The sequence below is a fragment of the Halolamina pelagica genome, from assembly GCF_900115675.1.
In the GTDB taxonomy this organism is placed as follows: Archaea; Halobacteriota; Halobacteria; order Halobacteriales; family Haloferacaceae; genus Halolamina; species Halolamina pelagica.
This window is the reverse complement of the sequence record NZ_FOXI01000018.1, coordinates 23,254-46,955: the sequence shown is the minus strand read 5'-3', so window position 1 is coordinate 46,955 and position 23,702 is coordinate 23,254. Positions and strand designations below refer to the sequence as shown.

The following is a 23,702-nucleotide window of genomic DNA, read 5'->3' as shown; positions in this document are numbered from 1 at the left end:
GATCTGACGATCGCAGACGGGCTGAAGAATGCCGAGACGACCAGCTCGGCCGGTGGTCGGTCGGTGTCGATGCTGGCGGTCCTCGAGGATGGCCAGGAGACGCCGTCGAAAGTGCGGTACTACGGGGAGGCGAGTGACACCACGTCGACGACCTATCGGCTCGGGATGGTTCAAGGCGAGCAGCGCCAGGCCGTCAGTGGGCATCAGGCGGTTGAACTCCACCTGCCGCCGCTGCCCGAGGACACACTGGTCTACCGAGTCACAGACGAGGGCAGCCAGCCGATCACTGCCAACGCCAGCATCGGGGGAATCACGCACTCGGCGAACAAGACGGTGATCAAGACGTACACGACGACCGATGGCGATGTCGGCGTCGAAGTCGTCTACGATCCGGGGATCCTCGAACGAGTGGACTGGTGGGTGTCCACCTCGGTGCCGGATATCTCCATCCCGTCGTTCGGCTTCGGGATGGCCTCGTCACCGCTGGTCGGCGGGGCGTTGCTTGTCCTTGCCCGCCGGCGGCGAACCCTGAGGTGATCACCCATGCTCCGCAAACTTCGCACACTCCTGGTAGTCGCAACGCTCCTGACTAGTGCGGTCGCCGCCCCGGTCGGCGCACAATCGCTCACAGACGGAGAGGACGCCCCGATCGTCCAGTACGCCACCGATGGCGAGCTGCGGCCGTCGTTCATCGTTGAGTTCGAGAACGACAGCGCGGACTCTCTTCGTGACTGGGTTCGTGGTGCTGAGAGTCGCGAACTCATCGAACTGGACAACGCGTCGAAGACGGCCACGGTCGCCGCCCCGCACTTGCACGTCATGGGTGGGTTGTTCCGCCTCGATGGCGGCTCCGTCGAGTTCTTCCTCACCGGTGAGCAACTGCAGAGCCGCAGTTACATCGAGGATGTCGCGATCAACTACCAACTCAGCTACACCGAGCCGGTGATCCTCGAGTCCGGCGACAGCTGGAGCACGCCACAGGTCGGGCTGCTCGAGTTCGACGATCCGGCATACCCGACAAACGGTGTCGCCTTCTCCGAGGACGCGAACCGGACGACGATGGCCGAAGCACGCGAGTCTGTCGGCGATATCTCGGCAGATTCGTCGGGCCAGACGGTCGCGGTCGTCGACACGGGCGCGAACACGGCCGACGGGCGCGTGTTCGGCAACGGCTCGGTCGGCTCGCCGATCCGGATCAGCAACGCCTCGAAGAACGTCATGACGAACGAGACGGTTGCCGACGCTGGCTGGGACGCGATCGAGGACGGGAACGGGCACGGCACCTGGACGGCCGCCAGCATCGCGGCCAACGCCTCGGGCACCGTCCACGACGGTGTTGCACCCGACTCCCAGCTGCTCGTCGTGAAAGCACTGGCGGATGATGGCGGCGGCTCCACCGCAAACATCGCGGATGCGATCCGCTACGCGGCCGATCAGGATGCGGACGTGATCAGCCTGAGCCTGGGCGCGAAACTCCGCTCCGAGCCCGTGGTCGATGCCGTCACGTACGCCCAAGACGCCGGCTCGGTGGTCGTCGTCGCCGCGGGGAACTCCCGGCAGACACGATCGCCGGGCGTCGCAACGCCGGCTGACGTGGCCGGCGTGATCACGGTCGGGGCGACGAACGGCTCCGGACCGCAGGAAGCGTGGAGTGCGTACTTCAGCCAGTACGCCGGCTCTCAGGCAGCCGACGGCAACGTGACGAACGCCGAGCCGATCGACGTTGTCGCGCCGGGGATGCAGATCGTCGCCCGGACACCGACGACCGGCGGCAGTCTCACGAACACGTCGCTGTCGGGCACGTCGATGGCGACGCCGATCGTCGCCGGTGGAATCGCCCAGGCGATGGCGGCCAACGACACGGTCTCGAGCTTCAGTGACGGTGACTCACTGGCCGAGGCCTCGCCAGCGGAAGTCCATGATGCGGTCACGAACAGCGCCTCGCCCGCGCCGCATCTCGCGACTGCGGAGGCCGGCCACGGGATGTTCAACGCGACGAACCTCGCAAGCGGCACGCATCCCGAGACGAGCCAGTCCGAGGCGATGACTGATCCCGCCCAGCAGCGCCAGACGTACTACGAGGCCGCCGCCGAGGCGGCGGGCGGATTCCTTGCCCGGGTCGCCTCTGCTGCGGGGGGCTGATCATGCGCCGACGAGAGTATCTGCAGGCAGCCGGCGCGGTGGCCGTCGGTAGCACCGTGTTCTCAGCGAGTGCGCTCGCGGAACACTTCGACGCTAAACCAGACGACGTTACGCTGGAGTACGACGAGTCCGTGCTCGAGCGCTACCGGCCGGAGCTGGTGATGCCCGCCGCTGCCGAGGAGAAGTTCATCGGCCTGTACGGCTGGGTCACCCGGTCGGAGGAGCGAGAGACCAACGTCGCCGTGTACTGGGCGAGTTACTCCCACCAGGAGGGCTGGCTGGGGAATCTCGACAGCCACTACGGCGACCACGAGCCGGTGTACGTGTTCTTCGACGACGATGGGGTCACCCAAGTGATCGCGTCGATCTACCATTGGATCGCCGGCCGGGCGCCCGGAGCGGAGATCCCACTCGTCGACGACACGCACCCACAGCTCCGCGTGATCAAGCCCTGGCACCAGTACACAGCAGCCGGCCAGCCCGGCGAGTTCTTCGACGTGGACGACCTGACGACCGTCTTCGACAGCTGGCTGGATAACGGGCTGGAAGAGTCACTCGCGCCGGGGTCGGTCACCAACCCGTGGACGATGCGATCGCGGCCGGACTGGTGGCGCCGTGGGACGGCTGGGTTCTCGATCAATGCCACGCTGGTCGACGCGATGATGTCGGTCGGTGTCGGTGACGTAGGCAGTCTCTCAGACCAATGATGCACCAGATGCACGCACGGGCGGATCGCGACCGGCCACCGCCCGCCCCGCCGCCGACTCTCCCCGGTATCGTCCCCAAAATGACCTGACCTTTCCTTCGATGTTCAACTTCACCACAACGACGAAGAGCGTCCTGCTCGTCGCGATCATGCTGGTCGCAGCGGCCGGCGGTGCCCTCGCAGCGGCGCCGACGGTCGACACCGAGACGACCAACACCTCGACGACGACGGAGCTCAACGACGGCGGCACACAGGCGTACAACCAGTCGACTACCTCTCTGATCGCGTGGTCGGCCGACTCCGAGCACTCGAAGATCGAGATCTCCCAGGACGGCGACACGCTGTATGCGGCATCCCCCTCGAACTACAGTGCAGCCGACACGGACTCCAGCGGGAGTCTCGACACCTGGTACTTCAACGTCAGCGTGGCGGATGACGGCGCCGACTACAGCGGTCTCGACGCCAACGCTGGCGAATCGGTGACCCTCAACGTCACGCTGATCAACAACACCGAGGTGTCGAACCCCGACACCACCAACATCTCCTACACGTTCGCGAACGGCAACGTCGAAGCGTTCGAGGACGTGGATGAGACGAGTGTGCAGACGCCGAGCGACAGCGGCACCTTCAGCGTCGCCTCACTGGCGTTCTGGAGCGACAACGCGACCGACCCGGCGAAGACCGATGCGACGATCGGGGTCACCGGCAACGAGACCGAGACGGTCACCCTGAGCGTCGCCGGGACGCCGATGGCTGAGGCGTTCAGCACGGCCGCGGAGAACACCGAGAGCGGCGACGTGATCTGGAGCTCCGCCACCTCGCTCGACGATGAGTACGTCGTGGTCGCGAACAGCGAAGCGCCGGACACGGACTGGTTCAACGACAGCCAGCCCTACGCGACCTACGACGAGGACGCCCAGACGCTGACCTACCACAACGTCGACGAACTCACTGCCGACGATGCGCAGGACCTCGAGATCTCGGCGACCGGCAACGACGGCCTCGGGCTCACGAACACGGCGTCGATGCTGACAAACTACGACGCCACCTGGTCGAGTGCGTACGGGACGGCGATCTGGAACGCCGACTTCACCGAGCCGGACTGGGAGGACAGCGACGAGTAACGCCGCTGCTCCATCGCGCACCGCTTTCTGACAGTCAAAATCCCCTACCCGACGCTGACCCGCTTCGGTAGCCATGCCGCACCGCCGGTCGAGCCCGGCAGCGGGTCCTCAGATGTCCACCACAGCATCCACCCGACTGCGAAGCACCGTAGAACGCATCCCGAATCCGCTTCCGTACCCCGTCTCTGTGGCGGGGAAGTTCCTGTTCTGTGGAACAGTCGGCCAGCTCACGTGGCTCATGTTCCTCGCCTACCTGCAGGGTGGTGAGATGTGGAGCGCAAACGGCGCGGAGGAGGCGGCGAGCATGTCGACTGAGGGGATGCTCTTCCTCGGTGTTCTGACGCTCCCTGCGCTGGTCGTCGCCCTTGTGTACACGTATCTTCCGGCCGAGACGACGGATATCTTCCACCGATTCGGCAAGGGCTCGGCGATGTTTTTCGCCCTGAACGTCTCTCTGTCCACGTCGTTGATCGCATGGCAATACGTCTACGCTGACGTCCCCCTTGACCCGTTTACCCTAATCGGAGAGTGGGCTATCGCTTCGATATTCCTCCCCGGTCTCTACGTTGGCTGTCTGGTTGCGGCCCGTTGGGCGCGGTAGCTCCGACTCGTTCCTGCGACTCGCTCACATCGGCCTCGCGACGGTTCGACTCCGTCGGTGAGCTTGAGGTGAACAGATGCTCCAGCTTGCTGACCGACTCCGAGCACCGGCCACAGACCACGACTGCAGCGACGCAGTCGCCCCAACGCCGACCCAGCGCGGCCCGCGGTTCGAGTGCCCGTCGTGTGGGGCGCTGTTCACGGAGGCGATCGTGACATGATCCGCCGCCTGTTCGTCGCGCTGCTGGTCGTCACGGCAGCGATCGGCGCCGGCTCGATGGGCGTCGCCGCCCAGTCCGACGACGGTGCCTTCTTCGACGGGCTGATCGCCGACGACGATGACCAGGGCATCCTCGAGGAGGCCGGCATCTGGATTGCCGGCGCGACCAGCGGCGCCTCCCGGACCTACGCCGCCTACCTCGGCGACGAGGCCAACGCTACCACCTACGCGGCGGACTTTTCGACCACGTTCAACGAACACAACCAGAGCCTCGAAGCCTTCGCGAGCGAGCGGCTGACGGCTGACACCAACCACGACGTGTTCGCGGTTCACTTCCACGATCGCGAGGACGGCAACGTCACGCGCTACGTCGTTTCGGACGTGGAAAACGGCTCGTGGACGAACGCTCGCGTGCTGACGCCGTCGGAGTTCGACGCGACCAACCGGACGGCCGACCAGTGGGTCTCACTCGACTGGTACCAGTCCCGCGCGGCTGGCGACGAGCTCGAGACGTTCGTCGACGAACACGCCGAACCGAATGAGGACCTCTCGACGGGTGACAAGGCCGCCTACCTTGCGAAGTACGGCGCGCCGGAGTCGTCGATGTGGAACACCACGGAGGAAGCATGAGTGACAAAGGACGCGGCTGGTACGGCGACAGCAAGCGCCACGCCGAGGCCGCGAAGAAGGCCAACGAAGGCCGACTCCGAACCGCCTGGCGCTCGATCAAGAGCGGCGCCGGAACCCTCGCCAACGGCGCCCGGATGCTCGGCACCGGAACCCGCCGGGCGGGTGGCTTCCTCCGTCGGCAGGTGTCCGGCACCCGCCGAAACCTCGGCCGGGCCTGGGACTACCTCACCTTCGACGAGTTGCTCCCGCCGAGCATCCGGGACATGATCCAGTGGACGATCGAGACCATCCCGAAGCTGCTGGGCATCCGCGGAGCGACGCCGTGGCAACAGATCGGCGCCGCGATCTCGGTCATCGGGTTCGCGCTGCTGGCCAGCTTCCTCACCGGTGGCGCGCTGATCGGGACGGTCGTCATCGTGATCGCTCTCGGCAGCATCGGCATTGCCCGGCTGATCCCGGCTGTGAACGATGAGTACGGGGAATGGATCGCGGCACTCTCGATCAAGAACGACTACGACCTGCCGAGGTGGAAGCGTGACTGACGTTCGTCGCCGCCTCCGGTCAGTCGACCTCCCGAGTCGGGAGGACATGACTGTCCGCAGTGCGTTCCGATGGGGATCGCGGCTGATCTTCATTGGCGTGTTCCTGGTCGCGGTGGCGCTCTCCTTCGCCGCCGACGCGATCGCTGTTGCGCTACTCGCCAGCGTCCTACTGGCACAGATGCTCTACGTCGTCCTCCCGATGAACACGATCCGGGAGAAGGCGTACGAACTCTACAGCGGCGAGGCGGGCGAACAGGCCTACGAGGAGCTCGAAGACCGAGGGGGGAAGTTCCGCTGATGCTCCGACCACGCGTGGGCGTGCTCGTGGCGGTCCTACTCGTCGCGGCGGTCGCCCCCACACTGGCTGCCGTACCGGCGACGGCGTCGACACAGTCGGACTGCTCGACGCGCGTCACGTACGACGCCTTCCGGTTCGACAACGCGACTGTCGACGCCGCGACCAACGACTCGGCCACCGTCACGGCCCAGAACACGGAGGTCCGCGTCGAGCAGGCCACCGGCTTCCTCCGCATCAACGCCAGTAACCCGAACGGCTACTGCGTCGAGTTCCGGGTGAACATTGCGCCGGCGATCGTCTCGCCGGCCGAACTCGGCGATGTCGAGAGTACCGACGGGAACCGAACGGCTGGCTGGCACGCGGTTCACGACTTTGAGCATGACGAGACCTACACGCAGGTCGTGTTTACGCTCGGCCCCGGTGAGACGGTCACGTTCGCGCCCTCGACGGTGCGCGTGAAGAGCCTCTCCTGGACGGGCGAAGTGAAAGACACCGGGAGTTCGTTGTGGGAGTCGATCTCGAACTTCTCGATCGGCGACGAGGAGGAGGATCTCGAGAAGCGAACCTACCGCTTCTCGGCGACGAACACCACCGAGACGGTCACGATCTCCCTGCAGAACGAGTCGACCGGAAAGGTCGTTGAGGAGTGGCAGGCGATGTACCGGACGAGTAATGCCTCGAGCTGGCGGCCGGTGTCGACCGACTCGCAGGCACCCGTGTTCTACCGGCAGGTCGACGACTACCGAGTCCAGTTCGTGTTCAACGACCCGGATGCGAAGGTACGGTTCACCGCGCGACCGACGCGGTGGGACGAGATGCAGCACCAGTGGGAGTCGTGGAATGCTGGCACCGACGTGATCGACGACTTCCTGGACGGACTCTTCGACTGATCCACACCCATGACTAGCAACTTCGAACGAGTAGCTTGGGGCCTCGCCGTCCTCGCGTTCATCCCGGCACTGACCGTGATGAGCGGGTTCCTCGTCGCCGCGGCGATCGCGGCGGCGATCCTGTTCCTGTTCTACGGTGGCCGGTATGGCTTCCGGCTGTACGAACAGCAGAACGTGGGGAAGAAGGCGGGCCGCTTCGACGTGAACAGCACGCTCAACGGGGGCAAGGACGACAAGGACTGGGGGCGAAAGTAGATGGCCGAGCTCATCACGGTCGCGACCGCGCTCCTACTCTCGATCGCGATCGGCCTGTGGCTGTTTGCGAGGTTCTCCAGCGGCGGCGACGTGGCCGTCGCGAGCTTCGGCCTCATCCGAAACGCGTCGACGCTGCTGATCGGCGTGTTCCTCCTGATGACGGGCGCATGGCCGCTCGTCATCCTCGGCGGCCTCATCATCGTCGTCGCCGTGTTTCTTGGGAGCACCCACGCAAAGAACCTCGATCAAAACACCAGTCTCCGGAAGAAGATCGCCGGATGACCCGACACACCACGCGGCGGGCCTCACGGCCCGCCTTTTTTGATGGCGCTGGCGTTGTAACGCGTTCGACCGACACAGGCACCCTACCCCAAGGATGTGCCGGGCGACCCACACGGTAACCGAGGTCGGGGTTGGCCAGATCCAGTTCTACATCCCGCACGAGGTGAGCGAGGGCTGCGTGTTCAACCCCGGCGACGACTTCGAGGTGCGGGCGATAAGCGGTGTCGGACTGCTTCTGATCGACCCCAACGTGGCGCCGACGATGGAGGACCTCGCGCCGGTCCTCGACGAGTAACCGACCTGATTCATCATGCAACCTACGACCGACCAGCGACAGTACCGCCCCGACAGCATCTCGTGGCTGTCTGCAGAACTCCGTGAAGAAGTCCAGTTCGTCAACGACCGGGGCCTGAAGGGTCGCATCTACCAGTGGCTCCGCGACGTGAGCGAGCTCCCCGGCGGCGACGTCCTGGACATCGTCGATCACCACCTCAGCACGGTCCGTGAGAAGCCCGACGACGAGGAGGGCATGGGCGAGTTTGCGATGCGCCGCGTCGACGGCGACGGAACGGGCAACTTCCCCGACTCCTGTGAGGGCTGCCCCCACTACGGGACTCGCTGCCCGGTGTTCGTCGACCCGGTGGAACGGCGCCGCCGTGAACAACTCCAACTCGAACACGCCGACGCCGACACGAGTGACAAGCGCCGGGCCTACCGACGCTACGCCGAGGAAGTCGGCTGCCACCAGATCACCAGCGCGCTGTCGGACCACGTCGAGCAGTATCAGTCACTCCAGGAACGCGGCCTCGACCTGCTCGAAGAGAGTGACGTAACGATCGGGTTCACCGGCGAGGCCGACGAGGGCGCCCGCGTTGAGGCCGAGGCAACCCAGGAGGGCCGCTAGATGGTGAACGTCCTCCTCGTCGGCGTCATCGCCGTCGTGATCGTGCTGCTGATCCTCGGTGCGCTCGACCGCTGGAACGTCTTCGGTGACGATCGGGAGAACCCCGAGAGCGGGACCGACCGGGTGAAGCAAGAAGCCCGTCGCGAGGGCGACTACAGCGTCTCACTGCTGAAGAAACACAAGACGCTGACGTTGCCAGCGAAGGTGCTGGCGATCTCGCTGGGCCTGCTCGTGCTCGCGACCGGCGTGTTCGCGTACTTCTCGCTGAAGAACGGCGCGCCCGTGGAGGTGCCCTACGCCAACTACCTCGAAGCCGCGGGGATCGCCACCGTCGCGATCGGCGGCGGCGTCGCCTACCGCGGAAAGAAGGACGCCCAGCGCGGGAAGCTGAAGGTGATCTACGAGGACGACGACTCCAACGAGGATGGGACGGAGACGGTGTACTTCGACCCCTCGGAGACGACGACAAACAAGGACGGCAACCTCGTGATCTACGAGCACTTCCCAACGCGGATCGTCGGCCTGTTTGGCCGGCGGAAGCTGGTCGCCCACGACCGGGAACTCCGGGCCGAGCGCGGGATTCTGAGCGACATCGTCGCCCACGAGATCCCCGATCACGCGATCCGTGTGAAGGAAAACGAGTACCTGGTCAAAACACAGGAGCGGATCGTCACGAACGGCGTCTCGAACGCCGCGGACTACCGCTACCGAACGCCAATCGAACTGCCCTACGAGTCCTACCTCCAGCAGCGCGAGAAGATGGAGAAGCTGGAGAGTCGACTCGACACGAAAGACGCGATCCTGGGCGAGACGCAGACGCAGCTCCGCGAACTGCAGCGTCGCCTCGAAACCCAGGACATCCGCTCTCGCGACGAAGCCCGCGAGGAGATCATGGACATTCTGACACAACTCCCAACTGGCCAGAAGAACGTCGAGATCCGCAACGAGCGGGCGGCCCAGCGCCTCCCGAAAGACCAGCGTGAAGTCGCGCAGAACGGCGCCGAGGTGGATCGCTGATGGAGTTCTCGCTTCCATCGCGGCGGCGAGTACTGCGGTTCATCGCCGTGTTCTACACGGTGACCGCACTGGCGTTCTTCACGCTCTATGAGGTAATCGGGGTGTACGAACCGCTGTCTCTCTTCGCAATCTACAATTCTGTATTTTGGCCTCAGACAATGACGTTCCACTGGCTCTATGGGGTACTGATGCTGCTCGGCCTGATGGCAGCAATCGTTGAGCCGCGAGTGGCGGAGGTGGTGAACTGATGCGTCGACACCTTCTCCTCGCCGTCGTCATGGTACTCTCGATGGCGGTGGCCCCTGTCGGCGCCGCCGTCGCCGATCCGGTCGCCCAACAACAGACGGCCACACCGACGCCGGCGCCGACGGCGACACCGACCGCGAACAACACGACGACCACGCCGACGGACACGAACGGCTCGACGAACCCGACTGCAGCCTCACAGGTCCGGATCACGCCGGAGAAGTTCGACGAACCGTTCCTCGCGGTGAGCGTTCGCGAGTCGGACTCGGTGTTCGAAACTACCGGTCCGTTCGCGCTGTTCACGCTCTCCCGGGAGGTCGAGGCCGCCCGGATCAGCCAGCAGCCCGCGGAGGCGCAGGTGTTCGCGGGCGGGACGCAGGTGAAGGTCACCTACGCCGATGACGCCGCGCCGCCGGGCGAGACCAGCCTCTACACGCTCGAACTGTTCTTCACGGACGGCTCGACGAAAGAGGTCGAACTCTATGCCCGCCAGACGGGCGTCTCCGTCGGCGCGTCGGAGCTGCAGGAGTACGCCCCGGTGCTGGAGGAACTCCGTGAGGTCGCCGAGCAGCACGGCTACGGGACCTCGCCTGAGGAGTTGGAGGCCTACCTCTCGTGGGTGAACGAACGCGCGGATCTGATCGACGGCTTCCTCACGAAGTCCGCCGCGCAACTGATGGCCCTCGCGATCGCGGCGTCGATGAACTGGCTGTTCTGGTTGCTGCTGCTGGGCCTGATCGCCCTGGTCGCGAAGTGGATCCAGAAGCGCTGGGGTGGGCTGCTCGAGGCCCTGCAGAACGACGTGGGGCGTGCCGAACGAAAGCGTCGCGAGCTCGAGCTCGCCTACGAGGAACAGAAACAGACCGCCGACGAGGTGCCGCTTGAGGAGGTGCCGGCGGTCGGCTCGAACGCGGTGTACTGGCGTGATGGCCACGGCGTCCGCAGCGCCGGCCAACTCGCCCGGATGGCCGCCTTCGGCGCCCACCGACAGACCGATGACGGCCTCGAACAGGTCCACGGTGGCGTTGAGGACCTCGACACAGACTCGCTGGAGGACTCCTGGCTCGAACCCGTCCTGCGTTCGAACCGTATTCCGACGGCGAAGCAGGCACTCGGCGAGATCAAGGCCACCCTCGAACACATGGAGACGAAACACAACCTCGGCCACCTGTATCGGGACGCCCGTGACGACGTGGCCCAGCTGATCCAGGATGTCGAAGAGGAAGACCAGATGATGTTCGGGCCGGGCAACGCCGGCACCGGAGGGGATGACTGATGGGTCTGCTCACGAGTGCGGTGGCGTTTCTGAAAGGCCTCCTCAAGCTGCTCCTCCGGAGCGTCCTGTTCCCGTTCCGCCTTCCGAAGAAGCTCTGGAACACGGTGACGGGTATCCGGACGGCGTCGCCGGCGTCGAAGGCGCTGCTGGTCGTGGTGTTCGCGCTGGCCGCCGTCGCCGGCGCGGGCGTCTTCTACATGACCCAAGCCGAGGTCGAGGTATCGGCCTCCAGCGCGCCGTTGCTCTCGGCGGTGCTGGAGTGGGCTACGTCGGGCTGGGGCTACGTCTTCGCGGCGATCGTCTTCGGCCGCGGGTCGATCTGGGGCATCCGCAAGGCCCGGATCGTGAAGGCCGCCCGTGAGACGGGGCACAAGCCACAGACGGTCGGGCGGATGGCCGACGAGATCCGCACGACCGACGGGACGAACCGGGCGATTATCTTCGGCGACGACGACAGCGCGAGCGCTCGCGAGCGCATCCGGCAGGCGTTCAACGGTAACGACGACCGGATCTCCTTCGACGAAGAAGCCGACCCGTCGGAGGAGGTCGTCGACGAACCGGCGGCGACCGAACCCGGCGCGATGAACCTCCCCGAGCGGGCGACCGACAGCGAGGCCGAGCCGGAGCCGGAAGCGGACGAGGACGCGCCCAGCAACGCCGAGAGGTTCAAGCTGTGGCGGATGGACCTCGCGACCGGCCTCCGGACGGACGACGTGATCTGGAAGCTGCTGGTGCCGGCGGGGATCGTGTTCGTCCTCGAGCTCATCCTCGTTCGGTTCTGGGTCCAGTGGTGGCTCTATCCCTCACTGCTGGCCGGCGCGCTGCTCGTCGGCGTCGGCGTCTACCGGGGCGACCAGTGGCTCCGCCAGCGCCGCCTGCGGAGTCTCCGGCAGGACCGCGGCGGCGAGACGTGGGAGGAGATCGCGGTGTTGGTAAAGACCGTCGACGCCGAGGGAATGACCTGCCACATGGGCTTTCTCGCCGGTCGCACCTACGCGTCGACGGATCGCGAAGAACTGATCGACACGCTCGCGACGCGAGCGCTCGAACGCGCCTACGGCTACCACCCGTCGCCGGCGATCGAGGAGCGCTACGCCTGGTGTCTGGATCGCTACATCCTGAACTTCGCCGGCTGGCGCGAGAACATGGAGAAGCCACAGGTGATGGACCAACTCGTGAACGAAGTGCTCGACTCCGAGGATGGGATGCTCCCGAAGGAGGTCCTGGCCCAGCGTGTCGTCGAGCACGATCGACGGCACGTCTGGATGGGGCTCCGGTACGTGGGGATAGGCTACGACCCCGATCTTGTCGCCGAGTGCTACGACGAACTCGTTCCGAACACACTCGTCGAACACGAGTTCACGATCCGGGCGCCCGACGGTAATCGAGAGGTGACGGCCGTCCGCGCCCGGACGGAGACGCTACCGCCAGACGTGGCGAAACTCCGGGCCAGCTTCTCCGATCGCTTCCCGATCCGGCAGATGCCCGACCGCTACAGCCTCCCGGGCGTCGACCCGGACGAATCGACTCGTGGCTTTCGAGTAGAGAATAGCGGCTCTATTGTTTGGTGTCCGAACTCATATTAGACCCGGGAAAAATTCGCAGGCATGGTTGGTTGGCTTGATATCTTAATTAGTGCATTTGTACTCCAACTTCTCGCACTTCCCGGTGAGAAGGGGCAGATCGTGATCGCTGCGCTCGCTACGAAGTACAACCCATACATGGTCGTGGCCGGCGCAGCAACTGCATTCGGTGGCTGGACAGTGCTGGAAATCCTGCTTGGAAATGCGCTGAAAGGAGCACTCCCCGAAGTGTTCCTCGACGGCCTCACCGCGGCGTTGTTTTTCGTCTTCGGTGCGTGGATTCTCTACACGTCACAACTAGATTTTGAGGAAGACACGGATGACGAGCAACTGTTGACGGATGGTAGTCCGGAGGTTGTCGATGAGGCAACTGATGTCGTCCCATCTCGCTTTGCTGGCTTTTTCCCTTCGTTTTCGCTGATGGTATTCGGCGAATTCGGCGACAAAACACAACTGATCACCATCGGCCTTGCGGTCCAGTACGGTGCGCATCCGGCAATTTGGTTCGGAGAGATGCTCGCAATCATTCCAGTGAGCTTTGTGACAGCGCTGTTTTTCTCACGCAGTTCAGCCTACATAAACACGAAATGGGTGCGATACGTCTCGGCAAGCTTGTTTACGCTATTTGGGCTCGACATTGTGTCGAAATACCTGTTCGGCATTCAATTTCTTCCATTCTAGCCGTATCTGAGAGCCATAGCTCAGTCATGGTCATTTCTCGATGCGGGCTCGACCCAGAGGCAGAATTACTGAAATCGCTACACACCCGAATGCTATTCAAATTCGCGCTTGAACACTACTGTAGAGCCGTATGGAACGTAATCGCGGCATCGGTATCCTGTGTCAAAAGAGCAAGCCGGTGTTCCGCGACGTAGCCGAGCGTCTTCGGAATGCAGGCTTTCAGGTTCGATTCTTCCATCCCCAATCACCGCTCTCACCAGAACAGATCGCCGACCTCTCGTTGATTGTTAACAAGCAGACACTTCCGAGTGCACTCCCAACTCTCAGGCATGCTCGACGGACGGGGACAGTGCTGTGGAATAATTTGCAGGCGTTGATTTTGTTCAGTTCACGGCTTGTCGGTCTTCGAGCGCTTTCGGAGATGGGATTTCTCACACCGGAAGTCACCTTCGAGAAACCTGATGGCGAGTACGTCGCTAAAGGCTACTACATCTGGAACGACGAACCGGAACTCAACGGCGAGGGAGATTTCTATCAGGAACTGGTTCCGACAGAACCAGTCGATTACAAGTATTATGCCGTCAACGACGGGTCACAAATACACGTCGCGGGGCGGCGCGTCACCTCGAAGCTCTACGGGGAGAAACAGTTCCTCGGCCAGATAGAGATCAGGCCAGCACTTGCAGCGTCGCTCCGAGAACTTGTTGAACGATTTGACCTTCGGGGTGTCGGGGTTGATTTGATCAAAGATGGCGACGGCCAGTATTGGGCTGTCGATGTCAACCTCGCAGCGGGATACCGAGACACTGGACTAGAGCCGGCTCTCACCGAATCGATTATTGAGGGCCTGCCAAGCGAGTGAAAAGAAGTAACCGCGACTTCTGGATGGCGTCCACTCTGTTGAATTGCTGGATGAAATTGCAACCCATTGTGGCTTTCAGCAGAACAGTTTGACGACCGACGAGTATTGCTTGATTCACGCCGAGACAACCGACGTGGTTGTGCTGTAGACGCGCGTTGGATCATTGTATGACCACTGAAACAACTCTTTGAACTGGTAGAATCTCTGGTGGCCAATACGCAATCCAACTTAGCGGCTGTTTCACTTCCGATTGGATGGTGAGAGCCTACCGGGATGATATGAGTGCCTTCGCTAAGTACAGGGGAAGTACGTAACGGTCAGCACAGAAGGGCGATAAGCAAGTTAGTCCCACGAGGGATGGCCGTGATGATTGGGATACATATCCTTGGCTGAGTACTCGTCTACCCGTGGGAACATGGTCCAGCCATCGGTTTCACGAACGAACGTCGCACAGTAGATGGTGGCATCGTTGCTGAACTGGTGGATGACGTGCCGACAAGCACCACATGGAGTCGTCGGGTTCGTTGTTTCGTCAGGTGCGGGTGTTGCGACAAGAATTCGCTCAACAGCTCCGGAATCCGGCTCTGTGTATAGCATATTGTTGATGGCGTGGCGTTCAGCGCAGAAGTTGGCTTGTGGCATCGACGTTTCGAGAGGAATGCCGACATAGAGGTTGCCGGTTTTCGACTGAACGACCGCATAGAGTTTATCTGTTTGACCGGCATGTCGGCGCTTCTGAGCGTGAGTTCGGATTCGCTGACGGGCCTGTTCGATAAACTTTCTCGCCTCCTCGGACTGGCTCATATGAACGTGAAACAATCGACGACCTGATAAGGATCTTCTGTGCCCTTCGTTCAATTCGCAACCCCACTTAGCAGCTGTTTCACCGCCGTAAGGCCTGATACATAGGGTCCTACAGAGTCCTCGTGTACCGTACGCCCTTCCAGTAGCGTAACTACCAATCGCAGATCGGTCCGAGAACAGCGTTCCCAGTAACTCCCCACGAAACCCATGAGCAACAGCTACGACGACATTCAGACCCGCGACCGAACCGACACGGCAACAGCCGCCGAGAACCTGCTGAAAGAGCGTGTCGAACACCAGCTCTACCAGGAGAACCTCGAGATCGAGGCCGAGGTCCGGTGGCTCATCAGCGACGCCGAGGCCGCACTGGTCGGCCAGACCGACGACGACCCGGAGGCGCTGCTCTCACGAGCCCACTGGATGCTGTGGCTCGACCCCGACCGACAGGCGGTACTCCGCGGCGACGAGCTCCCAAACTGGGCGGCCAGCCAGTTCACGCGTATTCACCGCCTCCGCACCCGCGGGCGCCGTCCCGATCCAGAGGACGAGTACCCGGTCCTGCTCGAAGTCGCGAAGGCACAGGGCTACCTCTCGGCGGCGACGGACAAGACCGACTACGCGCCGATCACGCTGGAGCACGTCGACAAGAAGGGCTACAGTTCGACCGTCGACGAGGACGACGTCCTCCCCATCGGCCGGAAGCGGATGCGGAAGGACTCGACGGCCTCGATCGAGTTCATGGCCGAATCGATCCCACACGAGGCCTGCGACCACATCCTGACGACGGCGTCGCCGCGGCAGGGAAAGGACTCGACGAACGCCCGGATATGTGGGAACCTCAAGGACCAGCACGGCTACAAATGGGTGAGCATCCTCGACGACGGTCGCAACGAGCTGCCGATGATCGCGATCCCGAACGACGAGGACGCGATCCGTCGTAGCCTGGAGCGCCTCGGCCAGGAGCCCAAAGCGTACGACACGCGGGTATACGTTCCCGCGATGCCGGGCGTCCCGGACAAGCTACCCTCGAACTTCCGGCTGTTCACGATCGGCGTCGACACACTCACGCCAGAGATCATCCTCCGCCTCGCGGGGAAGACGACCGCCAGCGGCTCGACCGAGCGCCGGATCAACCGCGCCCTCGAGGCCGCCCGTGGCGGGACGGGCACCGTCGATCAACTCGTCGACGAGCTCCAGGAGATGGCCGGCGAGATGGAGGCGACGGTGACGATGGAGAACCCCGACGACGACAGCCTGCGGGACATCACCTACCAGATGGAGGAGGACGAGACCCTCCAGCGGGCCGCGAACACGCTCGCCCAGTACGCTGGCGACGGCCTGATCGAAGACGTGGGCGCCGACACGAACATCGACATGGCCGAGGTGTTGAAAGCGAAGGATCGCGTGGCGGCGCTGAACTGCAACTTCCTCGACGACGGCCACGGCGCGCTGCATTACGTGATCATGGACCTCTGGATGCAGCTGATCTGGCAGGCCGCCGACGAGCACAAGAACGTCCCGCGGGTCGCTCTGGAGATCCGCGAGCTGAAGAACGTCGCACCGAGCCAGCCCCAGAACATGAAGTACAGCGCCGAGCGCCGATCGACCGCGCAGACGATCTTCGAGATTGCCTCCCAGGGCGGGAGTCGGGGGATCCTGATGGTCGGCTCGACGCAGAAGGTCAACGACGTGCGCCGGCAGATCCGCGTGAATATGCGGAACAAGATCGTCCTCTCGAACGAGGATGAGGGGATCAAGACGCTGAAGGAGAGCATCGACATCTCCAACCTCGAAGAGACCATCAAGGGGTTCGACCCTGGGCAGGGCCTCATTCACACTCCGGGGTGGAAGCGCTGGCCCGTCGAGTTCGGGGGCGCCCGCTGCGGCCTGTCGGACAAGGACCGCGGCTGGCTCGATCGCTACGGGCTCGCGTGGGGTGCCCGCGTTCGCGAAGATCCGCGCGACCGCTGGCGCAACCGCCACGAGGATGTCGAGTGGTGGGTCGAGGTAAACGAGATCGACGTTCGCCACGGCGACGAGAAGCCGGTGGTGCGAGACTACTACTCGGACTGGTTCCTGCTCGATCGGGACTTTCCCGAGGAGACGACTCGGGAGGACGTCGACGAGGGACTCGTTCGTGAGGTCCTCCAGGAGCGCCGCGAGTACCCGGTCAAGTGCGATCTCTCGTTGCGCGACGTGTCCGAGCTCCGCGCCGAGCGGACGACGATGATCCGCGACGCCGAGGAAGCCCAGGAGGAGCGGATCGAGGAAGGCCTGGAGGAGTACGAGGTGCCGGCGCCGCTGGAGGCGCTGGCCTACGTGAAGAGCGACAAGCGGGAGAACATGATGGAGGTGCTGCGAGTGGTCCGCGATCGGCGCGTCGGTACGTACGGCGACATCGCGACCCACTGCAGTGTCTCGGCCAGTGCGATCGGGAACTACACGAGCGACGATGGCGAGATCAACGGCTGCATCGTCAAAGACCCGGAGACCGGCGGGTACGAGATCACCCCACTCGGCGAGAAGGCGCTGGAAGTGCCGTGGGACTCCCTCGATGAGTAGCTGATTTTCCCGTCTTCATCAGGCGCCCGGACGCGGCAGGATGCATGTTCTATAGTGCGCGCGTAGTTGCCGGGGTCGGATCTCAGAGCCACACCAGAAACCTATGAGAGCTCAAAATCTCGTCCGAGTACGGGGTACAGCCTTGGTTTATCGACGTCGAGGGTGGGGAAAGGACGCCGAGGTGTGGGTTCGAGCTGATGAGCTGTATCGAGATCGTCGGCGCCGGTGTCATCACGATCATCCTGGCCGTCGTCGCCCTCGAAGAGCACGGCGAGGAACTCACGCCGATCCATGGCGTCGCCGAGAGCACGACCGAGGCGGTGTTCGAGCGAGTCTGGAGTAGCGGCTCGTTTTGCTTCCACCCCTGTGCGGAAACGGGCGTCTTCGCACAGATGTGCGAATTGGTTGGACTTCTTGCCACGTCAGGGTGTGCACTACTTTCGCTAGGTACAGAGGATATATTCAGCACGGCGATTATTGCTACGTTCAACTAACCAATCATATCTCTTATGGCGGTCAAATACGCAACGATGAGGTAGAAAATCTACGTGGCCAATTCGCACACCACTTACCAGCTCTTTCATTCTCTGGTAGGCTGAGAAAGTGGGGGTCTCTCATCGCAACCGGCTTCCGGGAATCGGGGGGGAATCGGAAGCTCGACGCTCGATCAGCTCCGATGACACCTCCAAACCGGGTCAATTTCGACCGTTCTCGGCGGAGGTTCTTCCGGGATGCCAGCAAAGAGGAAGCTATCCATGATGACCGAAGAGTACGAGGATCAGGACGGCCGCCGAGTCTGGCTCAGTCGTGACGAGGTCGACGCGCTGCTTGAGGTCGTCGACGATCCACTGCGGAAGGTCGCGTTTCGACTCGCCGCCGAGTGTGGACTCCGGACTCACGAAATCGTTGCAGTCACGCCGGACCACGTCGTCGATGGTGGTGAGGCGGGACAGATGCTTGTGGTTCCAGAGGGGAAGGGAGAGAAGTACCGCGAGGCGCCGATCCCTGACCCGCTAGCAGATCTCGTCGACGCCGCAGCGAGCTTCGGTGGCGTCGACGATGGAGAGGTCCTCGTCGATCGTTCGACGCGAGCGCTTCGGAACTGGGTCGAGGCAGTTCGAGGAGAGTTGGTCGATGAGACTGGCGAGGACCGTTGGGGGTATCTGACGTTCCACGATCTCCGGCGTACCTGGGCCGGGCAGCTGGCGAACGCCGATGTCGATGAGACGATCGCACTTCGATGGGGTGGATGGAACGATCTTGACACGTTCCTGAACCACTATCGTGGCGAAGCGACCGAGAAGGCGCAGGCTCGTGAGCGCAAGAAAGTCGTATGGCTTTAACAGGTAGATTGGGTCACGAAATAATCGGTTCTTGAGAATTGTTGGGAGAACTTAGCACCCCCGTTTCCCGTGCATCAACTGGAGATTTCTGCGTGCGGTGGGGGCGGTGCAGTGTATTTTGCTGTCCCTGTCCCGTTAGGGACACGTCCTAAGGGGTGTTGCCCGCCGGGCGGAAATGCGGCCGTCGACGCCGGCGCTCTCGAGTTGGGAATCCATCGGCAAAGTGAGACGATCGGGGTGATTCTGTCGCGCGAGGCCGAAAACTAGGGGTGCAGGATAAAGATGTCTCTCACCAGTCGGCGTGTTAGCCGGGCGTCTCGGGGATCTCGAAGTCGGGCTCGGCGGCGTCGCGAACGTCGAACTCGAAGCCGGCCTCCTCAACAGCCGCCTGGATCTGTGCGGGACTCCAGGAAGAACCAGCCTCGATCATCTGCTTGACCTCGCTGATCGCGTCGACGACGTCGAGACCGGCGAACGTCATTTCGGCGAGCTGCTGGACGGCCTCGGAGCGGTGATCCTTCTTCGCCTGCTCCAGGAGATCGTCGAGACGTTCGGAGTGGTGCTGCCCACGATCGTCGTCCCAGTGAATCTCGTGCGGGAAGGTGCCGGTCTTGTTCCCGTCTTCGTGCCAGGCCTCGAGGCCGTCACGCACGACGTCGCCGGCGTCGACGGGCGCGTCGAGATCGCGATCGGGGCGTGGGAGACAGGTCCCGAGGTTCAGCACGCGACCGTCTTCGGCGAGTTCGGCGCCCCACTTCTGCCGCCAGTTTTCGAACTCCGCACCCGCGCGGCGCTGGTAGGCGTCCTTCTCGAGCACGGTATCGGCACGGCGCATCGCGTTGTCGATCGTCGAGACGAACTTCGTCGCCGTCCGCCCGACGATCTCCTCGAACTGCTCGCGGAGGTTGGCGGAGTGGAAGGTGATGACGCCGTTGTCGGACTCGACTGCCTCACCCATGCGCTGGAGCCAGCGGTACACTGTCGACGCCGACACCTCGGCGTCGTCGGCGAGGTCCTCGTAGTGGGCGTGGCCACCGTCGGCGATGAGCTGCTCGGAGAGTTCGAGCCCCAAATCAGTCATGCGCTGAAGCGACCGAACGATCATCGACTCCTGGGAGCGCTCGATCTCCGGCGTCGGGTCGTCGGCGAGCTCGGGGTCGAGATCCGTCGCCTCCGCACGGAAGTGCCAGTCCTCGACGAACGCACCGACCTCTTCCTCGGACTCAGCGCCCAGTGCGTCCGGGTCGATCGGGATGCCCGACCACGCGAGAACGTTGACGAGTCGCTCCTCGAGCTCCCGCCCAAGATCGTGACGGTCGGACCACGACGGCCGGGAGTCGTTCAGGCGGATCTCGTTCATCTGCTGGGTGTAGAGCGCGCCGAACTTCGGGTAGAACAGCGGGTCGGACGGATCGCTGTGCACGTTCTCTGGGTGGTACGACTTCAGCTGGCCGCCGTACTGGTGGCCGGGGATCATGGTCCCGGCGCCGGTTGAGTCATGCAGGAACCGACTCATGTACCCCTGGACGTCGCGGTTGTCCCAGAAGTACGCACCCTTCGAGCCAGCCTGATCCGAGAGCAGCATCGCCAACTGGTGGAATGTGCCGCCCTCGCGCGTGAGCTTCTCCGACAGCTTGCGGGAGAGGCGGAGATAGCGCTCGTACTGGATGATGGTCGAGGTGGGGAGCGGGTTGGTGAACCGGTCGTCGCCCCAGTTCTCGTCGACCTCCTCCGCGAGCGCCTTGCAGGCCTCCTGGAGAACGTGGAGGTACTCGTCGGGCTCGAGGTTCGATCCCTGGACGTTGACGTTGTACCCGCGGTCGGGCTGATCGTCGTGATCGAACGGGCTCGCGATGTCGTTGCGCGTATCGACGTGCTCCATCCCGGCATATCGGGGCCGGACGTGGAAGTCGGCCTTCCGCTCGCCGAACCCCTCGACGTTGATGCGGGGCTCCCACATCCCACGATCCTGGGAAAGGTCGAACTCGGGATGTGGGGCGATCTTCCCGGCGGGGTTGCCGTCGTCGTCGCTACCGTAGTACAGCGAGATGGTGACGGGTTCCATCGGCTCACCGTCATCGTCGACGGGCGCATCGGGATGTGGCTCGACGACCCAGGGGATCTCGGTCTCGACCGTGGTCCCGCCGCCGTGTTGCCGCATCAGTCCGCAGAGCGCCCAGTAGGCCGCCATCGGGTTCGACAGCCCGCGCTCGGAGAAGTTGAGGTTCGCGCGCAGCTCGTGGGGCGCCGTCCCGATGATCGGGGCGTCCGGATTCGGACGGGTCGTCACTCGCCCTCACCTCCGTCAGCCATCGCGGCCAGCTTCTGGCTCGCGCTGGCCCCCTCGGTTCGGGAAGTGATCTCCCCATCGGGACCGCGGAAGACGATATCGCCCTTCTCGACGGCCTCGAACTTCTCGACGCCGAGCTCGCGAAGCGCCTCGGGACTGTGCCCGGGAAGCTCACGCTCGCCATCGGCTTCGAGTTCGTCGATCCGGTCGTCGAGGTAGCCAATGACCACGTCGCGGCCGCCCTCTGGCGTGCGTTCGAGGCGCCGCTCGATCGCTTTCCACGCGCGGGCGACGGCGATCTTGTCGATCCCGCGGATCCGGTCGCGAATCATCTCGCCGGACGCCGAGACATCGGCGTCGCGAACGACACGCTGACTCGCTTCGCTGTACCCGGGAGCATCACGCTCCTCGAGGCGAGTGATGCCGTGATCGAACAGATCTCTGTCGAGGAAGCGTGCGGGATCCTCGCCGAGATCAGACTGCATCCGCGGGAAGCGCTCGCGACTACCGGAGCCGGCGGGCTGGTTCTCACTCGGCATCGCGATCACCTCCCAGTCCGTCGATCGGGAGACGACTCGCGGCCAGTTGCCAGTAGTCCTCGCGACCGTCGACCCCGTACCACGTCGATCGGAGGTCGTCCTCGACGATCACCGCAGGGACGGCGAGCAGGCCGCGGATCTCCACCTGGTCGGAGGCGTCGGCGTAGACGGCGAAGAGGTAGACCCCATCGTTGGCCAACAGCCGCTCGTGCTGCCGTCGGGTGAGGTTGAATCGACCGAATCGCGTCCGCGTCCCGTCGGAGATCGTCACCCGAGCGCTCTTGATCTCGACTGGCTGGCCGGACTCGATCACGCAGATGCCGACCATCGGGACGCTTCGACTCGCGAACAGCGCGATATCGGGGGTAGCGTCGTACCAGAAGTCCTCGGCTGCGCCATCCCACGAGTCGGGAACTGTCGCCTCCTGGAGCTCGTCGACAGCCTCGAGGACGAGTGCTTCGACGCTCTCACCGACGACTTTCGAGGCGGCTTTGCTCACGGCAAATCACCCCGCAGAGTGTCGGTGACTGCAGCCGCGAGGCGATCGAGACACTCCTCGCAGTATGGACGATTACGCGGAACGCCGTCGGCACCGCAGGGACACTGCGAAGAGAGGAAGATCTCCCTCACCGCTCCTCACCTCCGTTGAGGAGCGCCACCGGTGCCCACGACAGCCGCGCGCGGTAGTTCTCGGGTGCGGCGCCGTGGACCTGTGTGACGACACCCTGGGCTTCGAGGCGCTGGAGAACGCCGTAGACCGTCTTCCGGGTCCGACCGAGTTCTCTCGCGAGCCGTGGGGTCGGAACCCCGCCGTCCAGCAGGTCAGTCTCGCCACTTCGGTAGAGCCGCCAGAGTGCTTCGAAGACTTCGGGCTCGATGTTCGACGGCCCGCGCGGATCGTGTGCCATCGACATCACGCTGATTCACCTCCCTCGAGCAGCGCAGTGGGAACGAACGACTGGCGCGCGCGAAGGTCGTGGGGTGCAGCGCCGTCGAGCGCTGTCACGACACCGCGTTGCTGCAGTCGCTGGAGCGTACTCCGAGTTGTGCTGTGGGTGGCATCGAGTTCTTCGGCGATCCTGGCTGAGGCGACGCCGCCGTCGAGGAGGTCTGTCTCGTCGCGTTTGTAGAGCCGCCAGCAAACCTCGAAGACAGCGGGCTCGATTTCCGACGACCGAATCCGCTCTCGAGAGCGAGCGACCTTCGACATCACGCCGTCTCACCCCCGTAGAGTGCCGCCAGCGCATCGTCGCTCCACTCGTGAACGCCGAGGCGCTGCTCCACGTCCTGGAGGAACTCGCCGGCGCGCTCGCGGGCGGCCTCGGTACTACTTCGTTTCTGGAGGCGGCGATCGACGGTTCGGTATTCGACGATCTCGTCCGGATCGGCCTCCTCGTAGAGTGCGTGGCCTGTCGCGAGCAGCGCGATCGCGACGAACGCCTCGCCGTACAGCTGCTCGGGAACCTCATCGAACGTGAGGAAGCGCGCGCCGCGCGTCGCGAGCGCGGAGAGGTCCTCGTCGACGGCCTCCTGGACACGCTCGAAGAGGTCCGGGTGGAGTTCGCGGTAGCGGGCGAGGTGGTAGCCGCAGTAGGTGATGTCGCCGCCGACGGAGTGCCACGGAACGCGGTAGACGGCGGCCTCGTCACAGGCTTCCACTCCACACGAAACGGAGGGGTTGACGGGACCGACATCTGCCTCGAAGAAGGATCGAGCAGCGGCGTTGAACTGCGCGAACCGCTCGCCGCGGCTCATGCTGTCACCCCCTGGGTAAACGACTCGCTACCCCTTTTTAAGGACAGCTTTGAACAAGCAGTAGAGAGCCTGGACCGGGAGTCGAACCCGGGAAGTCTCGATTACAAGTCGAGTGCATGAACCACCCATGCTCTCCAGGCGCAGTCGACGC

At 63.8% G+C, this 23,702-nt stretch carries 30 protein-coding genes and 1 tRNA gene; 23 read left to right on the top strand and 8 right to left on the bottom strand.

Features of this window, described 5'->3' with window-relative positions:
- From BMZ83_RS14710 to BMZ83_RS17270, 20 genes are all read left to right on the top strand, one after another.
- A partial coding sequence (locus tag BMZ83_RS14710) for a hypothetical protein (RefSeq protein WP_218144690.1) occupies positions 1-537 on the top strand: 537 nt, incomplete at its 5' end.
- A 6-nt stretch (positions 538-543) separates the two neighbouring features.
- On the top strand, positions 544-2,142 hold the full coding sequence (locus BMZ83_RS14705; protein WP_074880351.1) for a S8 family serine peptidase: 1,599 nt from the start codon (positions 544-546) through the stop codon (positions 2,140-2,142).
- A gap of 2 nt (positions 2,143-2,144) precedes the next feature.
- Entirely contained in the window at positions 2,145-2,849 is a 705-nt protein-coding gene (locus tag BMZ83_RS14700; RefSeq protein ID WP_074880348.1) for a hypothetical protein, read from the top strand.
- A 100-nt stretch (positions 2,850-2,949) separates the two neighbouring features.
- Positions 2,950-3,972: a hypothetical protein gene (locus BMZ83_RS14695; protein ID WP_074880345.1), complete on the top strand. Its 1,023-nt coding sequence runs from the start codon at positions 2,950-2,952 to the stop codon at positions 3,970-3,972.
- Between the two features lie 112 nt (positions 3,973-4,084).
- A complete protein-coding gene (locus tag BMZ83_RS14690) occupies positions 4,085-4,573 on the top strand; it encodes a hypothetical protein (protein ID WP_143076990.1) in 489 nt (162 codons plus the stop codon).
- A gap of 76 nt (positions 4,574-4,649) precedes the next feature.
- On the top strand, positions 4,650-4,793 hold the full coding sequence (locus BMZ83_RS16995; RefSeq protein WP_166623294.1) for a hypothetical protein: 144 nt from the start codon (positions 4,650-4,652) through the stop codon (positions 4,791-4,793).
- The gene (locus tag BMZ83_RS14685; protein WP_074880339.1) at positions 4,790-5,422 is read left to right on the top strand and encodes a hypothetical protein; all 633 of its coding nucleotides are present in this window, start codon (positions 4,790-4,792) and stop codon (positions 5,420-5,422) included. Before BMZ83_RS16995 ends, BMZ83_RS14685 begins: the two co-directional genes overlap by 4 nt.
- Positions 5,419-5,964 carry a hypothetical protein gene (locus BMZ83_RS14680; protein ID WP_074880337.1) on the top strand — a complete coding sequence of 182 codons (546 nt, stop codon included), beginning with the start codon at positions 5,419-5,421 and terminating at the stop codon, positions 5,962-5,964. The genes BMZ83_RS14685 and BMZ83_RS14680 overlap by 4 nt, the downstream gene beginning before the upstream one ends.
- Positions 5,957-6,262 (top strand): hypothetical protein, encoded by a 306-nt coding sequence (locus BMZ83_RS14675; RefSeq protein WP_143076989.1) that lies wholly within the window; start codon positions 5,957-5,959, stop codon positions 6,260-6,262. The genes BMZ83_RS14680 and BMZ83_RS14675 overlap by 8 nt, the downstream gene beginning before the upstream one ends.
- Entirely contained in the window at positions 6,262-7,152 is an 891-nt protein-coding gene (locus BMZ83_RS14670; protein WP_074880331.1) for a hypothetical protein, read from the top strand. Before BMZ83_RS14675 ends, BMZ83_RS14670 begins: the two co-directional genes overlap by 1 nt.
- Before the next feature lie 9 nt (positions 7,153-7,161).
- A complete protein-coding gene (locus tag BMZ83_RS14665; RefSeq protein WP_074880327.1) occupies positions 7,162-7,407 on the top strand; it encodes a hypothetical protein in 246 nt (81 codons plus the stop codon).
- The gene (locus tag BMZ83_RS14660; RefSeq protein WP_074880324.1) at positions 7,408-7,689 is read left to right on the top strand and encodes a hypothetical protein; all 282 of its coding nucleotides are present in this window, start codon (positions 7,408-7,410) and stop codon (positions 7,687-7,689) included.
- A 94-nt stretch (positions 7,690-7,783) separates the two neighbouring features.
- On the top strand, positions 7,784-7,984 hold the full coding sequence (locus tag BMZ83_RS14655; protein WP_074880321.1) for a hypothetical protein: 201 nt from the start codon (positions 7,784-7,786) through the stop codon (positions 7,982-7,984).
- A gap of 15 nt (positions 7,985-7,999) precedes the next feature.
- Positions 8,000-8,593 (top strand): hypothetical protein, encoded by a 594-nt coding sequence (locus BMZ83_RS14650; RefSeq protein ID WP_074880318.1) that lies wholly within the window; start codon positions 8,000-8,002, stop codon positions 8,591-8,593.
- Entirely contained in the window at positions 8,594-9,610 is a 1,017-nt protein-coding gene (locus BMZ83_RS14645; RefSeq protein WP_074880315.1) for a hypothetical protein, read from the top strand.
- Positions 9,610-9,858 (top strand): hypothetical protein, encoded by a 249-nt coding sequence (locus BMZ83_RS14640; RefSeq protein ID WP_074880313.1) that lies wholly within the window; start codon positions 9,610-9,612, stop codon positions 9,856-9,858. The genes BMZ83_RS14645 and BMZ83_RS14640 overlap by 1 nt, the downstream gene beginning before the upstream one ends.
- Complete coding sequence (locus BMZ83_RS16990) at positions 9,858-11,132, top strand: hypothetical protein (protein ID WP_079990213.1); 1,275 nt, start codon at positions 9,858-9,860, stop codon at positions 11,130-11,132. The genes BMZ83_RS14640 and BMZ83_RS16990 overlap by 1 nt, the downstream gene beginning before the upstream one ends.
- The gene (locus BMZ83_RS14630) at positions 11,132-12,718 is read left to right on the top strand and encodes a hypothetical protein (protein ID WP_074880307.1); all 1,587 of its coding nucleotides are present in this window, start codon (positions 11,132-11,134) and stop codon (positions 12,716-12,718) included. Before BMZ83_RS16990 ends, BMZ83_RS14630 begins: the two co-directional genes overlap by 1 nt.
- Positions 12,719-12,739: 21 nt before the next feature.
- On the top strand, positions 12,740-13,396 hold the full coding sequence (locus BMZ83_RS14625; protein WP_074880304.1) for a TMEM165/GDT1 family protein: 657 nt from the start codon (positions 12,740-12,742) through the stop codon (positions 13,394-13,396).
- Between the two features lie 130 nt (positions 13,397-13,526).
- Positions 13,527-14,258, top strand: a complete 732-nt coding sequence (locus BMZ83_RS17270; RefSeq protein ID WP_241729596.1) for an ATP-grasp domain-containing protein — start codon at positions 13,527-13,529, stop codon at positions 14,256-14,258.
- A 342-nt stretch (positions 14,259-14,600) separates the two neighbouring features.
- Here BMZ83_RS17270 and BMZ83_RS16540 read toward each other — a convergent pair whose 3' ends face one another.
- A complete protein-coding gene (locus BMZ83_RS16540) occupies positions 14,601-15,062 on the bottom strand; it encodes a cytidine/deoxycytidylate deaminase family protein (RefSeq protein ID WP_143076988.1) in 462 nt (153 codons plus the stop codon).
- 207 nt (positions 15,063-15,269) lie between these two features.
- Between BMZ83_RS16540 and BMZ83_RS14615 the strand changes: the two genes are divergently transcribed.
- The 3 genes from BMZ83_RS14615 (at position 15,270) to BMZ83_RS14605 (ending at position 18,967) form a co-directional block, all read left to right on the top strand.
- A complete protein-coding gene (locus BMZ83_RS14615) occupies positions 15,270-17,624 on the top strand; it encodes a hypothetical protein (protein WP_074880297.1) in 2,355 nt (784 codons plus the stop codon).
- A gap of 197 nt (positions 17,625-17,821) precedes the next feature.
- The gene (locus tag BMZ83_RS14610; protein ID WP_074880294.1) at positions 17,822-18,118 is read left to right on the top strand and encodes a hypothetical protein; all 297 of its coding nucleotides are present in this window, start codon (positions 17,822-17,824) and stop codon (positions 18,116-18,118) included.
- Positions 18,119-18,355: 237 nt separating this feature from the next.
- Positions 18,356-18,967 carry a tyrosine-type recombinase/integrase gene (locus tag BMZ83_RS14605; protein WP_206674363.1) on the top strand — a complete coding sequence of 204 codons (612 nt, stop codon included), beginning with the start codon at positions 18,356-18,358 and terminating at the stop codon, positions 18,965-18,967.
- Between the two features lie 304 nt (positions 18,968-19,271).
- On the opposite strand, the gene BMZ83_RS14600 is transcribed toward BMZ83_RS14605, so the two are convergent.
- From BMZ83_RS14600 to BMZ83_RS14570, 7 genes are all read right to left on the bottom strand, one after another.
- Positions 19,272-21,257: a DUF7845 domain-containing protein gene (locus BMZ83_RS14600; protein ID WP_074880287.1), complete on the bottom strand. Its 1,986-nt coding sequence runs from the start codon at positions 21,255-21,257 to the stop codon at positions 19,272-19,274.
- Entirely contained in the window at positions 21,254-21,796 is a 543-nt protein-coding gene (locus BMZ83_RS14595) for a hypothetical protein (RefSeq protein ID WP_074880283.1), read from the bottom strand. The genes BMZ83_RS14600 and BMZ83_RS14595 overlap by 4 nt, the downstream gene beginning before the upstream one ends.
- Positions 21,786-22,295, bottom strand: coding sequence for a hypothetical protein (locus tag BMZ83_RS14590; RefSeq protein ID WP_074880280.1), 510 nt, complete (start codon positions 22,293-22,295; stop codon positions 21,786-21,788). Before BMZ83_RS14590 ends, BMZ83_RS14595 begins: the two co-directional genes overlap by 11 nt.
- A gap of 127 nt (positions 22,296-22,422) precedes the next feature.
- Positions 22,423-22,704, bottom strand: coding sequence for a helix-turn-helix domain-containing protein (locus BMZ83_RS14585; RefSeq protein WP_166623295.1), 282 nt, complete (start codon positions 22,702-22,704; stop codon positions 22,423-22,425).
- Between the two features lie 5 nt (positions 22,705-22,709).
- Positions 22,710-23,006, bottom strand: coding sequence for a hypothetical protein (locus BMZ83_RS14580; protein WP_074880274.1), 297 nt, complete (start codon positions 23,004-23,006; stop codon positions 22,710-22,712).
- Positions 23,006-23,551 carry a hypothetical protein gene (locus BMZ83_RS14575; RefSeq protein ID WP_074880270.1) on the bottom strand — a complete coding sequence of 182 codons (546 nt, stop codon included), beginning with the start codon at positions 23,549-23,551 and terminating at the stop codon, positions 23,006-23,008. Before BMZ83_RS14575 ends, BMZ83_RS14580 begins: the two co-directional genes overlap by 1 nt.
- Positions 23,552-23,617: 66 nt before the next feature.
- A tRNA-Thr gene (locus BMZ83_RS14570) sits at positions 23,618-23,691 on the bottom strand.
- Positions 23,692-23,702 lie beyond the last annotated feature (11 nt).

Excerpts from the sequence above, each read along its gene's own strand:
- BMZ83_RS14585 (WP_166623295.1), bottom strand. The coding sequence starts at position 22,704 with ATGGCACACGATCCGCGCGGGCCGTCGAACATCGAGCCCGAAGTCTTC.
- BMZ83_RS16995 (WP_166623294.1), top strand. The coding sequence starts at position 4,650 with ATGCTCCAGCTTGCTGACCGACTCCGAGCACCGGCCACAGACCACGAC.
- BMZ83_RS14670 (WP_074880331.1), top strand. The coding sequence starts at position 6,262 with ATGCTCCGACCACGCGTGGGCGTGCTCGTGGCGGTCCTACTCGTCGCG.
- BMZ83_RS14665 (WP_074880327.1), top strand. The coding sequence starts at position 7,162 with ATGACTAGCAACTTCGAACGAGTAGCTTGGGGCCTCGCCGTCCTCGCG.
- BMZ83_RS14695 (WP_074880345.1), top strand. The coding sequence starts at position 2,950 with ATGTTCAACTTCACCACAACGACGAAGAGCGTCCTGCTCGTCGCGATC.
- BMZ83_RS14645 (WP_074880315.1), top strand. The coding sequence starts at position 8,594 with ATGGTGAACGTCCTCCTCGTCGGCGTCATCGCCGTCGTGATCGTGCTG.
- BMZ83_RS14655 (WP_074880321.1), top strand. The coding sequence starts at position 7,784 with ATGTGCCGGGCGACCCACACGGTAACCGAGGTCGGGGTTGGCCAGATC.
- BMZ83_RS14640 (WP_074880313.1), top strand. The coding sequence starts at position 9,610 with ATGGAGTTCTCGCTTCCATCGCGGCGGCGAGTACTGCGGTTCATCGCC.
- BMZ83_RS14610 (WP_074880294.1), top strand. The coding sequence starts at position 17,822 with ATGAGCTGTATCGAGATCGTCGGCGCCGGTGTCATCACGATCATCCTG.
- BMZ83_RS14705 (WP_074880351.1), top strand. The coding sequence starts at position 544 with ATGCTCCGCAAACTTCGCACACTCCTGGTAGTCGCAACGCTCCTGACT.
- BMZ83_RS16540 (WP_143076988.1), bottom strand. The coding sequence starts at position 15,062 with ATGAGCCAGTCCGAGGAGGCGAGAAAGTTTATCGAACAGGCCCGTCAG.
- BMZ83_RS14575 (WP_074880270.1), bottom strand. The coding sequence starts at position 23,551 with ATGAGCCGCGGCGAGCGGTTCGCGCAGTTCAACGCCGCTGCTCGATCC.
- BMZ83_RS14700 (WP_074880348.1), top strand. The coding sequence starts at position 2,145 with ATGCGCCGACGAGAGTATCTGCAGGCAGCCGGCGCGGTGGCCGTCGGT.
- BMZ83_RS14595 (WP_074880283.1), bottom strand. The coding sequence starts at position 21,796 with ATGCCGAGTGAGAACCAGCCCGCCGGCTCCGGTAGTCGCGAGCGCTTC.
- BMZ83_RS14690 (WP_143076990.1), top strand. The coding sequence starts at position 4,085 with ATGTCCACCACAGCATCCACCCGACTGCGAAGCACCGTAGAACGCATC.
- BMZ83_RS14650 (WP_074880318.1), top strand. The coding sequence starts at position 8,000 with ATGCAACCTACGACCGACCAGCGACAGTACCGCCCCGACAGCATCTCG.
- BMZ83_RS14660 (WP_074880324.1), top strand. The coding sequence starts at position 7,408 with ATGGCCGAGCTCATCACGGTCGCGACCGCGCTCCTACTCTCGATCGCG.
- BMZ83_RS14615 (WP_074880297.1), top strand. The coding sequence starts at position 15,270 with ATGAGCAACAGCTACGACGACATTCAGACCCGCGACCGAACCGACACG.
- BMZ83_RS17270 (WP_241729596.1), top strand. The coding sequence starts at position 13,527 with ATGGAACGTAATCGCGGCATCGGTATCCTGTGTCAAAAGAGCAAGCCG.
- BMZ83_RS14680 (WP_074880337.1), top strand. The coding sequence starts at position 5,419 with ATGAGTGACAAAGGACGCGGCTGGTACGGCGACAGCAAGCGCCACGCC.
- BMZ83_RS14625 (WP_074880304.1), top strand. The coding sequence starts at position 12,740 with ATGGTTGGTTGGCTTGATATCTTAATTAGTGCATTTGTACTCCAACTT.
- BMZ83_RS14630 (WP_074880307.1), top strand. The coding sequence starts at position 11,132 with ATGGGTCTGCTCACGAGTGCGGTGGCGTTTCTGAAAGGCCTCCTCAAG.
- BMZ83_RS16990 (WP_079990213.1), top strand. The coding sequence starts at position 9,858 with ATGCGTCGACACCTTCTCCTCGCCGTCGTCATGGTACTCTCGATGGCG.
- BMZ83_RS14605 (WP_206674363.1), top strand. The coding sequence starts at position 18,356 with ATGCCAGCAAAGAGGAAGCTATCCATGATGACCGAAGAGTACGAGGAT.
- BMZ83_RS14580 (WP_074880274.1), bottom strand. The coding sequence starts at position 23,006 with ATGTCGAAGGTCGCTCGCTCTCGAGAGCGGATTCGGTCGTCGGAAATC.
- BMZ83_RS14685 (WP_074880339.1), top strand. The coding sequence starts at position 4,790 with ATGATCCGCCGCCTGTTCGTCGCGCTGCTGGTCGTCACGGCAGCGATC.